This is a genomic window from Streptomyces sp. NBC_00984 (genome assembly GCF_045162475.1).
Lineage (GTDB): Bacteria > Actinomycetota > Actinomycetes > Streptomycetales > Streptomycetaceae > Streptomyces.
Genome location: NZ_CP108734.1, coordinates 7,968,092 through 7,983,208, shown reverse-complemented (window position 1 = coordinate 7,983,208; position 15,117 = coordinate 7,968,092). Strand labels below are relative to the sequence as shown.

Annotated in this window: 13 protein-coding genes and 1 pseudogene; 8 read left to right on the top strand and 6 right to left on the bottom strand. The window is 69.3% G+C overall.

Features of this window, described 5'->3' with window-relative positions:
* The first annotated feature begins 94 nt into the window (after positions 1-94).
* Complete coding sequence (locus OG520_RS35595) at positions 95-1,138, top strand: IS701 family transposase (protein ID WP_406016642.1); 1,044 nt, start codon at positions 95-97, stop codon at positions 1,136-1,138.
* A 449-nt stretch (positions 1,139-1,587) separates the two neighbouring features.
* Here the strand turns inward: OG520_RS35595 and OG520_RS35590 are convergent, their stop codons facing one another.
* Complete coding sequence (locus tag OG520_RS35590) at positions 1,588-2,319, bottom strand: TetR/AcrR family transcriptional regulator (protein ID WP_406015844.1); 732 nt, start codon at positions 2,317-2,319, stop codon at positions 1,588-1,590.
* 128 nt (positions 2,320-2,447) lie between these two features.
* Between OG520_RS35590 and OG520_RS35585 the strand changes: the two genes are divergently transcribed.
* Entirely contained in the window at positions 2,448-2,900 is a 453-nt protein-coding gene (locus OG520_RS35585; RefSeq protein WP_399337333.1) for a nitroreductase/quinone reductase family protein, read from the top strand.
* A 100-nt stretch (positions 2,901-3,000) separates the two neighbouring features.
* On the opposite strand, the gene OG520_RS35580 is transcribed toward OG520_RS35585, so the two are convergent.
* Positions 3,001-4,215, bottom strand: a complete 1,215-nt coding sequence (locus tag OG520_RS35580; protein WP_406015843.1) for a geranylgeranyl reductase family protein — start codon at positions 4,213-4,215, stop codon at positions 3,001-3,003.
* Between the two features lie 183 nt (positions 4,216-4,398).
* On the opposite strand from OG520_RS35580, the gene OG520_RS35575 reads away from it, so the two are divergent.
* From OG520_RS35575 to OG520_RS35565, 3 genes and pseudogenes are all read left to right on the top strand, one after another.
* Positions 4,399-5,763: a dipeptidase gene (locus OG520_RS35575; RefSeq protein WP_406015842.1), complete on the top strand. Its 1,365-nt coding sequence runs from the start codon at positions 4,399-4,401 to the stop codon at positions 5,761-5,763.
* A 369-nt stretch (positions 5,764-6,132) separates the two neighbouring features.
* A pseudogene (locus OG520_RS35570) lies at positions 6,133-6,717 on the top strand (DUF1266 domain-containing protein); the annotation flags it as partial.
* Positions 6,718-6,832: 115 nt separating this feature from the next.
* Positions 6,833-7,543 (top strand): MBL fold metallo-hydrolase, encoded by a 711-nt coding sequence (locus OG520_RS35565; RefSeq protein WP_406015841.1) that lies wholly within the window; start codon positions 6,833-6,835, stop codon positions 7,541-7,543.
* Here OG520_RS35565 and OG520_RS35560 read toward each other — a convergent pair.
* Entirely contained in the window at positions 7,502-8,539 is a 1,038-nt protein-coding gene (locus OG520_RS35560; RefSeq protein ID WP_406015840.1) for an NUDIX domain-containing protein, read from the bottom strand. The genes OG520_RS35565 and OG520_RS35560 overlap by 42 nt on opposite strands.
* Positions 8,540-8,749: 210 nt before the next feature.
* Between OG520_RS35560 and OG520_RS35555 the strand changes: the two genes are divergently transcribed.
* Positions 8,750-8,926 carry a hypothetical protein gene (locus OG520_RS35555; RefSeq protein ID WP_266423283.1) on the top strand — a complete coding sequence of 59 codons (177 nt, stop codon included), beginning with the start codon at positions 8,750-8,752 and terminating at the stop codon, positions 8,924-8,926.
* A 197-nt stretch (positions 8,927-9,123) separates the two neighbouring features.
* On the top strand, positions 9,124-9,621 hold the full coding sequence (locus OG520_RS35550) for an excalibur calcium-binding domain-containing protein (protein WP_406015839.1): 498 nt from the start codon (positions 9,124-9,126) through the stop codon (positions 9,619-9,621).
* A 24-nt stretch (positions 9,622-9,645) separates the two neighbouring features.
* On the opposite strand, the gene OG520_RS35545 is transcribed toward OG520_RS35550, so the two are convergent.
* The 3 genes from OG520_RS35545 to OG520_RS35535 are packed head-to-tail and all read right to left on the bottom strand — an operon-like array spanning position 9,646 to position 12,816.
* Complete coding sequence (locus tag OG520_RS35545) at positions 9,646-10,569, bottom strand: carbohydrate ABC transporter permease (RefSeq protein ID WP_406015838.1); 924 nt, start codon at positions 10,567-10,569, stop codon at positions 9,646-9,648.
* Positions 10,566-11,480 carry a carbohydrate ABC transporter permease gene (locus OG520_RS35540; RefSeq protein ID WP_389982898.1) on the bottom strand — a complete coding sequence of 305 codons (915 nt, stop codon included), beginning with the start codon at positions 11,478-11,480 and terminating at the stop codon, positions 10,566-10,568. Before OG520_RS35540 ends, OG520_RS35545 begins: the two co-directional genes overlap by 4 nt.
* 46 nt (positions 11,481-11,526) lie before the next feature.
* Complete coding sequence (locus OG520_RS35535; protein ID WP_406015837.1) at positions 11,527-12,816, bottom strand: ABC transporter substrate-binding protein; 1,290 nt, start codon at positions 12,814-12,816, stop codon at positions 11,527-11,529.
* A 327-nt stretch (positions 12,817-13,143) separates the two neighbouring features.
* Between OG520_RS35535 and OG520_RS35530 the strand changes: the two genes are divergently transcribed.
* Positions 13,144-15,117: an NPCBM/NEW2 domain-containing protein gene (locus tag OG520_RS35530; protein ID WP_406015836.1), complete on the top strand. Its 1,974-nt coding sequence runs from the start codon at positions 13,144-13,146 to the stop codon at positions 15,115-15,117.

Here is a 15,117-nt window from a genome sequence, read left to right as displayed (position 1 = left end):
CGTTGATCATCGGTGTGTAAAGACAGAAGATCAGACGGTGGCCGCAGGTCACAGCGTAGATCCTGCCCGCTGGCAGGAGACGTTCGAGGTCCTGATGGGCCGTATCGCGGGGCGGTTTGCCCGGGTGGAACCACGGCGCCGGGCGCGGGCGTTCGTGCTCGGGCTGCTGTCGGAGCTGCCGCGCAAGAACTGCTGGACGCTCGCCGAGCACGCCGGGGACGCGAACCCGCACGGCCTGCAGCACCTGCTGTCGCGGGCCAAGTGGGACGCCGATGCGGTCCGCGACGACATCCGCGGCTTCGTCGTCGAGCACCTGCACGACACCGCGGCGGTCCGCTGCCGGGCCGCCGGGATCCCCGACACCGTCGGCTTTGCCACCAAGCCCGCACTCGCTGCCCGCATGATCGGCCGCGCCCTGGACGCCGGCGTCCCCGCGTCCTGGGCAGCCGGCGACGAGGTCTACGGAGGCAACCCGCACCTGCGGACCGCACTGGAGAAACGGCAGGTTGGCTACGTCCTCGCCGTCGCCCGTGACCACCAGATCACCACCCGCGCGGGCGAGCTCCGCGCCGACACTCTGGTCAAGAGGCTACCGGGGCGGGCCTGGCAGAAACTCTCCGCCGGCACCGGAGCCAAAGGCCACCGCTTCTACGACTGGGCCCTGGCCGACATCACCGACGACCAGCCCGGCCACCACCAGCTGCTGGTCCGCCGCAACCGGCGCACCGGCGAACTCGCCTTCTACCGCTGCTACTCAGCCACCCAGGTGCCGCTGTCCGCCCTGGTGCAGGTCGCCGGACGCAGATGGACGGTCGAGGAGACCTTCCAGTCCGGCAAGGGCCTGGCCGGACTGGACGAACACCAGGTCAGACGCTGGACGTCCTGGCACCGCTGGGTCACCCTCGCGATGCTCGCCCACGCCTTCCTCGCCGTCGTCCGCGCCGGTGAACACGTCCGCCACCCCGGCCCGGACGAGCTGACACCGCTCACCTGCAACGAAATCCAGCACCTGTTCAACACGCTCGTCGTCCGGCTCGTGCACGACAAAGCCCACCGGCTCGTTTGGTCCCATTGGCGACGCCGCCACCAGGCCCGATCACAGACCAGCCACTACCAGCGACAACCCACTCAAGCATGAAGATCGCGATCTACAGCTGGAGTACTAGTAGGGTCTGTTGCGAAAGTGCTGGTCACAGCCACTCATTGATGGCCGCGACCAGCACGGTGGCTTCGTAGCGGACGGCGAGTTTGTCGTATCGCGGGGCCACCGCCCGGTGGCGGTCGATTGTTGCCGCACTCCACGGCATGGCGCTGTTGGCAGTCGTTTTTGGCGAACTTCGGTGGTCGCCCGCCGTGGGAGCCGCGCTTCTTGCGGTTGCGGACCTGCTCGGCCTCCTCGGGGATGGTCCAGCCGATCCGGCGTCTCCGTAGGTAGGAGCGGTTGGCGCGGGAGCCGCAGGCCTTGTCGGCGCGGCCCCTGTCAGGTCTGGTGCGAGGCCGGCCCTGACTGGTGCGGGGGACCCGAACTTTCTCGAGCACCAGTTGGAACTGCGGGCTGTCGTGCCGGTGCCCGGCTCGGACTTCCAGTTACCCGTTTCCACCGCCATTCCCTCCACCATTCCCGTCACGGAGCAGGCCGACCGTGCGGGCCAGTTCGGTGACGGCTTCCCGGAAAAAGATCTCCCTGGCCTCCACCACCCGGTTGAACTGACCGAAGATCTCGAAGGAGATCAGCCCGAACAGCTGTGACCAGGCGGCGATCAACGGAGCTGCGGCCTCCGGGGGAAGGTCGGGGGCCAACTCCGTGACCATCCGTCCGGCCTCGCCGCGCAGATCGTCGGCGAGCGGTGACAGCGCCAGGCCGTCCGTGCGGTAGGCGTCCGCGACCACGGCGATCAGCACGAGGCCGACGCGGGAGGCGGGGCCGATCGTCGCCTGCGGTGCGGTGTAGCCGGGCACGGGAGAGCCGTAGATCAGGGCGTACTCATGAGGGTGGGCCAGCGCCCAGTCACGCACGGCCCGGGTGACCGCGATCCAGCGGGCGAGATGGGTGGCGGCCTGGTCGCGGGCGGTCCGATGGGCTGCCTCCGCGGTCTCGCCCACGGAGTCGTACGCGTCGACGATCAGGGCGGTGAGCAGCTCGTCGCGGCTGGGGAAGTAGCGGTAGAGGGCGGAGGACGCCATACCGAGCTCTCGTGCGACGGCGCGCAGCGACAGCTTCGCGGCGCCCTCGGCCGCGAGCTGCTTCTTCGCCTCGTCCTTGATCGCGGCGGTGACCTCGATGCGGGCCCGTTCCCTGGCTCCTCGGACAGTGCTCATGGTCATCAGTCTGCCACGAACACAGAGCACCGACCAACAATGAGAGCAGTGCTCTTGATTTTGAGCACCAATCCCGTGCACACTGATCTCAAGCGAGAGCACCGCTCTCAAAATCTTGGGGAGTCACCATGTCTCAGCCGTACTACCTTCAGGGCAACGCCTTCAGCGTCCGGATGAACAGCATCGTCGGCCGGCTCGCCCGCCATGGCGTCAGCCTCTTCGGCTCGGCCGAGATGTCGGTGCGCGGCCGCAAGAGCGGGCAAATGCAGCGGGTACCCGTGAACCCTCACACCCACGAGGGCGCGCAGTACCTCATCTCCGCCCGAGGCCACTCCCAGTGGGTGCGCAACATGCGCGTCGCCGGCGGGGGCGAGCTGCGGGTGGGCCGGAAGATCCGTACTTTCACGGCCGTGGAGATCGCGGACGACGAGCAGAAGGCGCTGGTCATCCGCACCTACCTGGAGCGGTGGGGCTGGGAGGTCAACGAGTACTTCAAGGGCATCACCGCGAAGTCCTCGGACGCCGAACTGCTGGCCGCCTGCCCGGACCACCCCGTCTTCCGGATCACCGAGGAGAGCTGACCGTGCGGCCGGCCCCTCTCCCCGGCACCGGGCGCCGGGCAGAGTCGCCCGGCGACCCGGTCAGCGGTCACGCCCCCGGCCATGATCCGCCGGACAGGCCCTAGCGGTCCATCGCGGACAGGGCCCGCTGTGCCAGTGGATGCGTACGGACCAGTTCACCGAGCGAGGTCGTTCCGCGGGTGATCCCGGCGAACGCGTTCCAGGCCGGGCGGAATCCGGTCAGCACCGCGTGCAGCACCCCGGGGCGGCGCTCGAACAGCTTCAGCATGCGGCGTCCGACACCCATCTCGACACCGAGACCCGCCTTGATGGCGAACGCGTAGTTCAACGCCTGGCGCCGGGCGTCCACCGCGTCGTGCGACTCCGCGATCCGGACCGCCCACTCACCGGCGAGCCGCCCCGACCGCAGCGCGAAGGAAATCCCTTCGCGGGTCCACGGCTCCAGCAGCCCCGCCGCGTCGCCGCACACCAGCACCCGCCCACGTGACAGCGGCGAGTCGTCGCTGCGGCAGCGCGTCAGATGCCCGGAGGAGATCTTCGGCTCGAAACCGGCGAGGCCGAGCCGGGCGATGAAGTCCTCCAGGTACCGCTTGGTCCCCGCTCCGTCGCCCCGCGCCGAGATCACACCGACGGTCAGGACATCGCCCTTGGGGAACACCCAGCCGTAACTGCCGGGCAAGGGGCCCCAGTCGATCAGCACCCGCCCCGCCCAGTCCTCCGCGACCGTGGCCGGAACCGGGATCTCCGCCTCCAGTCCGAGGTCCACCTGGTCGAGCTTCACCCCGACATGGGCTCCTATCCGCCCCGCGCTTCCGTCGGCACCGACGACCGCGCGGGCCAGGACCGTCTCACCGCCGGACAGCACCACGGCGACCGTGCGCCGGTCGGGCACCGAGGCGCCGTGCTGCTCGACCCTCGTCACCGTCGCGCCGGTGCGGAGTTCGGCGCCCGCCTTCTGCGCCTCCTCGACCAGACCCGCGTCGAACTCGGGGCGGTTGATGAGCCCGAAGAGCATCCGCTTGGACCGGCGGGTCCGCGCCAGCCTGCCGTTGAGCGAGAAGGTGATCGCGTGGATCCGGTCCCGCAAGGGCAGTTCGAACCCGGGCGGCAGTGAATCCCGCGAAAACCCGATGATGCCGCCGCCACATGTCTTGTACCTGGGAAGCTCCGCCTTCTCGAGGAGCAGCACCCGTCGGCCGGCCACTGCCGCCGCGTATGCCGCGGAGGCTCCGGCCGGTCCGCCCCCGACTACGACGACATCCCACACGGACGACTCTTCGTGCTCCTGTACGGCGTCTGCGTTCTCGCTGCTCACGATGTGCTTCTGCTCCCGATCCCACCAGTGGCCCATGCTGCTCACGGCATCCTACGGCGCGTTGCCCCCGGCCCCCGCTGTGGGAGGATCGACCGTACGTTCGTCCTGCATGCGAAGCCGCACACTCGGTGCGCATGTAGCCGGATTCATACACATAACGTCGCACCCACGAGGAGCGTGCCCATGACCGCCCGTCCGATTTCCGAGACCATTGCCTCGCTGATGCCCCGCGCCAAGACGGAGCTGACCGAGCTGGTGGCCTTCCAGTCGGTGGCGGATCCCGCGCAGTTCCCGAAGAGCGAGTGCGAGGCGGCCGCCGACTGGGTCGCCGACGCGCTGCGCGCCGAGGACTTCCAGGACGTCGCCCTTCTCGATACCCCGGACGGCACCCGGTCGGTCTACGGCTTCCTGCCCGGTCCGGCGGGTGCCCCGACCGTACTGCTCTACGCGCACTACGACGTGCAGCCGCCGCTCGACGAGTCCGCCTGGCTCTCCCCTCCGTTCGAACTGACGGAGCGCGACGGCCGCTGGTACGGCCGCGGCTCGGCCGACTGCAAGGGCGGCTTCATCATGCACCTCCTCGCCCTGCGCGCCCTCAAGGCCGACGGCGGCGTCCCGGTCTCCGTCAAGGTGATCGCCGAGGGCTCCGAGGAGCAGGGCACCGGCGGCCTGGAGCGGTACGCGGAGGCGCACCCCGAACTGCTGGCCGCCGACACCATCGTCATCGGCGACACCGGCAACTTCCGGGTCGGTCTGCCGACGGTCACCGCGACCCTGCGCGGCATGACGATGCTGCGGGTCACGCTCGACACCCTCGAAGGGAACCTGCACTCCGGGCAGTTCGGCGGCGCCGCCCCGGATGCGCTGGCCGCGATGATCCAGCTGCTGGCCTCGCTGCGCGCCGAGGACGGCACCACGACCGTCGACGGCCTCGCCACGGACACCGAGTGGGACGGACTCCAGTACCCGGAAGCTGATTTCCGCACGGACGCGAAGGTCCTCGACGGGGTTGGGCTGATCGGCACGGGCACGGTCGCCGACCGCATCTGGGCCCGGCCCGCCGTCACCGTCATCGGCATCGACTGCCCGCCGGTGATCGGTGCGGCCCCGTCGCTCCAGGCGAGCGCGCGGGCCCAGGTCAGCCTGCGGGTCCCGCCGGGCCAGGACGCCGCCGCGGCGACCGCGCTGTTGACCGCCCATCTCAAGGCCCACGCCCCGTGGGGGGCGAGGGTGACGGTGGAACAGGTCGGCCAGGGCCAGCCGTTCCGCGCGGACACCTCCAGCCCGGCGTACACGTCGATGGCGCAGGCGATGGAGGTCGCGTACCCGGGCGAGAAGATGCAGACGTCCGGCATGGGCGGCTCGATCCCGCTCTGCAACACCCTCGCCGCTCTCTACCCGGAGGCGGAGATCCTGCTGATCGGCCTGAGCGAGCCGGAGGCACAGATCCACGCGGTGAACGAGAGCGTGTCGCCCCAGGAGCTGGAGCGCCTGTCGCTCGCCGAGGCCCTGTTCCTGCGGAACTACGCGGAGTCCAAGCGCGCCTGACTCTCCGTCACCGATCCCGCCGTGTTCCTGCGGATCTCCTGTCCACAGGGCTCGACCGGTCCGCCGCTGCGTCCGCGGCGGACCGGGTCCGGACCTCCCGCCGCGGGTCGGTCCGGGTCCGGTTTCATAGGATCGGCCCGTAACAACGGGACAGGGGTCGGCTGGGCGCCGCCGACGGAGGCCGAACGGCTGCTGCAGGAATCCGGGGCGGGCGGAGGCACGGAAGCGGTGCTCGACGCGCTCTCCCGCTGTTGGCTCCATGTGATGGTCGCCCGACTGCATGCCGACACCCCGGGTTTCACCGCCCCGCTCCCCTCGCGGTACGACCCCGTGACCGGCCGGAAGTGCGTCCCCGTGCTGACGTCCGGCCGCGACATGTGGGACATCACTGAACGCACCGGTTGGCAAGAGCAGTTGAACTTCCTTCTGGACGGTACGAACAGTCCGCCGGAACCCGATTTCGCGCTCCGGGTGCGGGAGCAGTTGCGGGCCGCTCTCGGCGGGCCGCCACCCGCCGGCCTGTGGCGCGAGACCGCTGCCGGACATGCCCAGGACATCGGGCCGGGCCATGACACGGTCATGCACATCGAGGAGCCGGTGCGGCGCATCGTCCGGTACGAGGCGCGGTTCCGCGCCGACGGACTGCTGCCGCCGGACGGGGTGGTCACGACGACGGTCGCCCACGACTACGGGCGTGCCGTGAACCTGGCCCGCTGGGGATTGTCGGCCCGGTTCTGCCACCCGCACGAGACAGAGCAGGCGATCGTGCACGCGGGGGCGCTGAGCAAGTCGGCCTACGAATCGTGGCAGAGCTTCTCCGCCGCGCACGCGCTGGGCCGGGTGCCGCGCTTCGACGACGAGCAGTACGGCACGTACTACGAGCAGAACGTCACCGCACACCGCCTCCTGGCGGAGAGCGAGGACGGTCCGTGGCGGAACACCCCTTGGCGCTGATTCCGGTTCACGCCCGGCCCCGCCGAGTCCGGCATTGCCGCACTACGCGCTGAGCGAAGCTCGCCCAGAGCGTAGATCGACGCCTGCGGGCGGGCCGTCCACGTACGTTCGTGGCATGGATATCGTCGAAGTTCTCCCGCGGCTGCACATGTTCCGCTTCCCCATCGGCCAGGCGTACCTGTGGCGTGACGGCGCCGACCTGACTCTGATCGACGCGGGCGACATCAACGCGGCGTCCGCGATCGAGGACGGGGTGCGCAGCCTGGGCCTGGACCCTGGCCACATCTCCCGGATCGTCGTCACCCACGGCCATTGCGACCACTACGGTGCCGCGCAGGAGCTCGCCGACCGGCACGGCGCCGAGATCCTGGCCCATCGGCTGGACGCCGCGGTGATCCGGGGCGAGGAGGAGATCGCCGATCCCGTCCTGCTCGACTGGGAACTCCCGCTGTGGGAGCACGCGCGGACCGTACCCCCCGGCCCGCCGACCCGGGTCGACCGCGAGCTGGCCGACGGCGACGAAATCGGGTTCGGCCAGGGCGCCCGGGTGGTCCACTCCCCCGGCCACACCCCCGGTTCCATCGGGATTCATCTGCCGCACCACGGTGTGCTGTTCACCGGGGACTGCGTGGCCAGGGTCGACCAGGTGATGCTGGGCGTCTTCAACATCGACCGGGCGCAGGCCGTGGACTCCTTCCGGCGGCTGGCCGCGCTGGAGCCGGCCACGGTCTGCTTCGGGCACGGCGAACCGCTCACCACCGACGCCGCCGCGGCGCTGCGCGCCTCAGCCGACCGGGACTCCGGCCTCCAGGTTGAGCACGGCTGACCGCTCGCGGGCGCGCAGCGCCCAGCGCAGCCGTTCGTACCGGGTCGGGGGCAGCAGGGTGGCCGCCTCCGCCTCGGTGACGAACCGCCAGCCGCGCAGTTCGGATCCGGGCAGCAGCAGCCGCTGGGCGTCCGCGCCGGTCAGCAGGCCGCCGTCGAAGAGCAGCCGCAGGCCCCCGTAGCCGGGCGGCCGGGGTGCCTCCCAGTCGACGACGAGGAGTTTCGGTACCCGGTCGAGATGGATGCCTATCTCCTCGGCCACTTCACGGATCCCGGCCTGGGCCGGTGCCTCGCCGGACTCGACCACTCCGCCGGGAAATTCCCAGCCGGGCTTGTACGTCGGGTCGACGAGCAGCACCCGGTCGCACTCGTCGAAGAGCAGTACGCCGGCCGCCACGGTCTCCGCGGTCGGCTCGGGTGTCTGCACGATCTCGCACGGGGTGGCGGCGCCGCTGCTGACCGCCTCGGCGATGCGCTCGGCCGTCCCGTACGGGGTGAGCGCGCCGGAGTCGATGACGTGGGCGTCGCGGGCGAGCCAGCCGAGCGCCGCCCGGTAGGGCTCGATGTGCTGGTAGGCCCATTGCCGTACCCGTTCGCTGTGCTCCGGGTCCCCGGGGTGCTCGACGCGGTCGGCGATCCGTTTGCGCAGGATCGTTTCCTCAGGTGAGAGCAGCACATGACGCACCTCGATGCGCCGGGAGGCCAGCCCTCCGAAGATCTCGTCGCGGTACTCCTGTCGCAGCAGAGTCATCGGCACCACCAGCACACCGGACACCTCGGCGAGCAGGGCCGCCGCGGTGTCCACGACCAGTCGCCGCCAGATCGGCAGGTCCTGGAAGTCCGTCACCTCGGCGAGCCTCTTCTGGGGCAGCAGCTGCCGCAGCTCCCCGCCGATGAGTTCGGGGTCGTAGAAGGTGCTGTTCGGGATCAGATCGATCAGTTCACGCGCGGCGCTCGTCTTGCCCGCGCCGAACGCACCGTTGATCCAGACGATCACGGTTCCCCCTCTTCCGTAGCCCCCTGTGGCTTGCCCGCAACACCCTGCCGCGAAAACCCGGCTGTGGCGATGCGTGTTTCCCGAACGGAACCGTCCGATGCCCGTGGACGGCGTCCGATCCCCTGCGTCCGGCCGTGCGCACGGCCGTAACGGGGGGCGCCGGAAGGTCGTTGGAGCGGACAGGCCGGACCGAGGACCAGGGGGTGCAGCGTGCGTCGCACAGTGCTTGAGCGATTTCCCGCGGGAGGGCCACGAGGCAGTTGGCCTGCGGAGGAGTTCGCGGCCGCCCGCCGCTGCGAGGGCGTGGCGGCCGAGGTGGTGATGGATCTGGAGCAGGATGCGTTCCTGGTGATCGTTCCGCAGCAGTCACCGGACCGGGGCCACTGAGTCCGAGGCCGGGGCCGGGCCCCGCTCGACCGGACGGGCCGGGGCGAGCTCCGGAAGAGCCACTCGCTCTCCTCCCTGTCATCACAATTCCATCACCAACGGAGCATGTGGCTCCCAGGTGCTGATCCGGGGCCGTTACGGTCATCCCTCCATGAACCGCACCAGGGGGGACGTATGTCTCGGAATCAGCAGCCGCCATGGGGCAGCCGCCCCAGCCGCCCGGCACCAACCCGTACGGCACGCCCGCGCCGCCGGAGCGTCGTCCGAAGTGGACACGGAAGCGGATCCTGATCCCGGCCGCCGCCGTCCTGTTCCTCCTCGGCGTGGGCATCGGTGGCGCGGACGATCCCGCCAGGACCGAGAAGACGGCCGACGCGAAGGCCGCACCGTCCGCGACGGTGACGGCGACAGCCACGGTGACGGCCACCCCGGCACCGTCGGCCACCAGGACGGTGACCGCGAGCCCGGAGCCGGTACCGACCGTCACGAGGACCAGGACCGTCAAGGTGACGGTCGCGCCCGCGATCGAGGACGGCGGCACGTCCGGCGGATCCGTCTCGGGCGGGGGCGGCGGCAGTACGTACTACGCCAACTGCTCCGCCGTGCGCGCGGACGGCGCCGCGCCCATCCACGCGGGAGAGCCCGGCTACGGGCGGCATCTCGACCGGGACGGGGACGGGGTCGCCTGCGGGTAGCCGCCCACCGGCGGCCGTCGCGGCCTACCCCTTGCTGGAGCCCAGGGTGAGGCCCGCGATGAAGTGGCGCTGGAGCAGGAGGAATACGACGAGCGTGGGCAGGGCGACGATCACCGAGCCGGCGGCGAGCAGGTTGTAGTCGGTGAAGAACTGGCCCCTGAGGTTGTTCAGCGCCGAGGTGATGGGGAGCTTGTCGCCGTCGGAGATGAAGACCAGCGCCCACAGGAAGTCGTTGTACATCCAGGTGAACTGGAGCGTGCCGAGCGCGGCCAGGGCCGGGCGGCACAGGGGCAGGGTGATCCGCCAGTACTGGGTCCACACGCCCGCGCCGTCGACGACGGCGGCCTCCAGGATCTCCTGCGGCAGGGTGCGCATGAAGTTGGCCAGGACGAAGACGCAGAAGCCGAGCTGGAAACCGATCTGGACGGCGACGACGGCCCAGTACGAGTCGTACATCGTCATCGAGTCGGACATCCAGTAGGGCAGCGGGATGCGGTTGAACACCACGTACAGGGGCGTCACGATCACCTGCTGCGGCAGCAGGTTGCCGGCGGTGAAGAGCATGAGCAGGACGAGCCCGCCGCGCATCTTCAGGCGCGCCAGCGCGAAGGCCACGAACGAGGCGAGGAAGAGGGTGACGAGCACCCCCGGCACCGCGATGATCATGGTGTTGACGAAGTACTTCGTCATGCCGGAGTCGGAGAACGCCTGCCGGTAGTAGTCCAGGGAGAGATGGCGCGGCAGCGAGAAGTAGCCGTGCTCCGAGGTCTCGTCGTACGGCCGCAGCGAGGCGTACACCGCGAGCAGGAGCGGCGCGAGGAAGGCGAGGGAGACCGCCATCAGGAAGGCGTGGACGCCGATCCGGCCGGGGCGGATCCGGCGCCGGGCAGCGGGAACCGGCGGTGCCGGTGGTGCGGCAGGGCGGGCGGAGGCGGCTTGGACGGTCAACGGTTCTTCTCCCCTCGGAGCTCCTGGACCAGATACGTCGCGACGAATCCCAGGGAGACGGCCAGCAGGACCACGGCGATGGCGGAGCCGAAGCCGATCCGGCTGGCCTCGCCGATGATGTTGTCGGTGACGAGCACCGAGAGCAGTTCGAGTCCGTTGCGGCCGTGGTTGACGGCGTACACGATGTCGAACGCGCGCAGGGACTCGATGACGGTGATGACGCCGACGATCACGTTGACCGGCCGCAGGGTGGGGAGGACGATGCGGAAGAAGGTCTGGGCCTCGCCCGCCCCGTCGATCGCCGCGGCCTCCTTCAGCGAGGGGTCGACGGCCTTCAGCCCGGCGAGATAGAGAATCATCACATAGCCGGTGTGCCGCCAGGCGGCGGCGAGCAGGACCATCCAGATGTTGAGGTCCGGGTCGCCGAGCCAGTCCGTCGGCGAACCCGTGTCCCCGATGACCGCGTTGAGGGCGCCCTGGTCGCGGGAGAAGACCAGCTGGGCGATGAATCCCACCACGGCGAGCGACAGCACGACGGGCATGTACAGCGTCGACTGGTAGAAGCGGCTGAAGCGCACCCCCCGGTCGATGAGCACGGCCAGCAGCAGTCCGAACGGGGCGGCGACCAGGCCGAGGAAGGCGAGCCAGAGCAGATTGTGCCGGGCAGCGGGCCAGAACTGCGGGTAGTTGGTGAAGAGGTTCCGGTAGTTCTGCGTGCCGACCCACTTGATGTCACCGATGCCGTCCCAGCCGGTGAAGGAGAGCACCACGGAGGCGAGGGTCGGTCCCCAGACGATGGCGACGTCGAGCAGGACGGGTATGCCGAGCAGCACACCGAGTACGGCGAGGTCGCGGCCGGTGAACCGCCGCGCGACCCGCCGTCCGGTGCGCCGGGCCGGGATGAACGACACGGTCGGTACTCCAGATTCGGTCGGATGCCATCGGGGTCGTCCGGGGTCAGTCGGCGGCGAAGATGGTCTTCTTCTGCCGTTCGATGTCGTTGACCAGGCCGTCCACGTCGTCGGGGTCGCTGATGAACTTCTGGATCGCCGGGATCATGACCGTGGAGGAGAAGTCCGGCCTGGTGTCCCGGTCCAGGAACTGGGAGATCTGCTTGGCTCCGGAGACCAGCTCCACGGCCTTCTTCTGGAGCGGTGAGTACGCGGAGATGTCCGCCTGGTCGCTGACCGCGATGTTGTTCGGGTCGCTCTTCAGGTAGATGTCCTCGGCCCTTCCGGTGGCCAGCCACTTGAGCAGGTCCTTGGCGCTTTCCAGCGCCTTCTTGTTCTTGAGGTTCTTCGACTTCTTCGCCAGCAGGAATCCGTCGATGGGTGCCTCGACCGCGTCCTGCCCGTGCTCCGGGTCGATGACGGGGAAGGGGAAGAAGTCGATGTCGCCCTGTTCGCCCTTGGGGAACTGGGCGCCGGGGTGCGGCAGTCCGAAGACGGCCATGCCGGCCTCCTTCTTCTGGAGACTGTTGGCGGCCTCCTGCCAGGTACGGCCGTTGGCACCCTGCTGGCAGTACGGCAGGAGCCGGCGCCAGGTGTCGAAGACCTCCCTGACGCGCTTGTCGGTCCAGGCGACTTCGCCCGCCATCAGGCTCTTGTGGAATTCGTAGCCGTTGGTCCGCATGTCGATGTAGTCGAAGGTGCCCATGGCGGGCCAGCCGTCCTTGTCGCAGAAGGCGATCGGGTCCAGCTTGTCCTTCTTCATCTGCCTGGCGAGCGCCACGTACTCGTCGAGCGTCTTCGGCGCCTGATAGCCGCGGTCGGCGAAGAGACTCTTACGGTGGAAGACGGCCCACGGATAGTAGTAGTACGGCGTGAGGTACTGCTTGCCGTCCGCTCCGGTGGACTGGGCTTTCAGCGCGGCCGAGAAGCCTTTGTAGTCCTGCCAGTTGTCGCTGACGTCGTGCACCAGTCCTTTCTCGGCGAAGAATTGCATCCGGTTGCCGGCGAACCACATGAAGACATCGTCCGGCTTGCCCTGGAGATACCGGCTGATGTTCTCCTGAAAGGTGTTGTGGTCGACGGTGTTGACCTTCACCTTCCGACCGTCCGACTGCGCCTCGTACGCGGCGAAGGCGTCGGCGAACGCCTTCTTCGGAACCGGGTCGGAGGAATTCGACCCCAAGGTGATGGTCTTTCCGTCACCACCGGGGCCGCTCCCGCAGGCGGTGAGCAGCGCGGGCAGCGTCACGGCTCCGGCGCCAACAGCCGCACCACGCAGCAGACTTCGCCGGGACATCCGATGTCCCGCGACACTTCCCGGTACACCTGACCTGTCGTCATCAGACTGCGTCATGCCCAACTCCTCCGGAGATGCAACCCAACACAACCGAACGTGCGATTGGATCTCACCCCCAAGTGATGGTGTCGTCAAGGGTTTTGACGAGATGTCGGGCAACCGTTGCCGACCCTCTTCCAACAGACTCCAACACGCCCTAACGTAATCGCACGCCTTGGCGTGCACATGCTGTCATCCGATCATGCACGAGTATGGAGGAACGTAACGATGCGTCATCTTCCAACCCGTACAACCCGAACCGGCCATCGTGGAGTCATCGGAGCGCTGATGGCCGGACTGTTGTGCGCCGCGGGTGCGACCGTTCCCGCCGTCGCGGAATCGCCCGCTCCCGCCCGCGCCGAGACTCCACAGTCCGGAAACGGCCTTGCGCTCACCCCGCCAATGGGGTTCAACAATTGGAACTCGACGCACTGCCGGGCCGAGTTCGACGAGTCGATGGTCAAGGGCATCGCCGACATCTTTGTCGAGAAGGGCCTCAAGGCCGCGGGCTACCAGTACGTCAATCTCGACGATTGCTGGGCGAAGCCGCAGCGCAATGCGGACGGCGAACTGGAGGCCGATCCGCAACGCTTCCCGAACGGGATCAAGGCCGTCGCGGACTATGTCCACTCCAAGGGCCTCAAAATCGGCATCTACACCAGCGCCGGCACCAAGACCTGTGACAGCGTGGGACTCCCGGGCGCCCTGGGCCACGAGTACAGCGACGCACAGCAGTTCGCGGACTGGGGCATCGACTACCTGAAGTACGACAACTGCAACAACCAGGGCGTCGACGCGAAGAAGCGCTATACGACGATGCGGGACGCGCTGGCGGCGACCGGCCGGCCCATCGTCTACAGCATCTGCGAATGGGGCGAGAACAAGCCCTGGGAATGGGCCGGTGAGCTCGGCAACCTCTGGCGGACGACCGGCGACATCAACGACAGCTGGGGCAGCATGCTGTCGATCATGAAGCAGAACCTGCCTCTCGCCGCCGCTGCCGGGCCCGGACACTGGAACGACCCCGACATGCTGGAGGTCGGCAACGGCGGCATGACGGACACCGAGTACCGCACCCACTTCTCCATGTGGTCCATGATGGCGGCGCCGCTGCTCATCGGCTCCGATCTGCGCAGGGCGAGCGCGGAGACCTTCGAGATCCTCTCCAACCACGAGGTCATCGCCGTCGACCAGGACCCGCTCGGCAAACAGGGCACCGTGCTCTCCTCCGCAGGCGGACGCTGGGTGGTCACCAAGGAGATGCGGGACGGCAGCCGCGCCGTCGCCCTCTTCAACGAGACCGGCAGCGCACAGCGCATCGCGACGACGGCCGCCGAGGTGGGGCTGCCGAAGGCAGACGGGTACACGATGCGCGACCTGTGGGACCACAGCACGTACAACACGGCGGGCACCGTGGCGGCGACCGTTCCGGCGCACGGCACGGTGCTGCTGCGGGTCGCCGCCGACGGCAAGTGGGCCGCGCATCCGCCCGCAGTGGAACTCGGCCTGGAAACCAGCCCGTTGATCGAGGCCGGACGCACCGCCACGCTGACCACGACGGTCACCGGTCTGGGCCGCACCCCCGCCAAGAAGGTTGCGGCGCTGCTCACCGGCCCCTCGGGCTGGCGAGTGAAGGCGGTGTCGCCGACCGGTTCACCGGCCCTGCCGACCGGCCGCTCGCTGACCACCCGCTGGCAGGTGACGGCCCCCGCGGGCACCCCCACCGGTGCGTACGATCTGACCCTCGACGCCCAGTACCGCTCGCCGACCGGGACACGGGTACGGTCCACGGTCCCGATCCGGGCCCATGTGGTGGTCGCGCCGCCGGCGGGCGGCGGCTACCTGGGCGACCTGCCGCCGCTCTCCGCGGCCAACGGCTGGGGCCCGGTCGAGAAGGACACCAGCAATGGTGAGAGCGGCGCGGGCGACGGGAATCCGCTGACGATCGGCGGCACGGTCTTCGCCAAGGGCCTCGGCGTGCACGCGGACAGCGCCGTCGAGTTCTACACCGGCGGGGCGTGCAACACCGTGACGGCGCAGGTGGGGGTCGACGACGAGAGCACCAGGGGGACGGTCGTCTTCGAGGTCTGGGCCGACGGCACGAAGGCGGCGTCGACCGGCGTACTGACCAACGCGATGCCCGCCCAGCCGGTCACCGCGGATGTGAGCGGCGCGCAGGTGGTACGCCTGGTGGTCACCGACGGCGGCGACGGCATCGATTCCGACCACGCGGACTGGGCGGACCTGCGGATCACCTGCTGA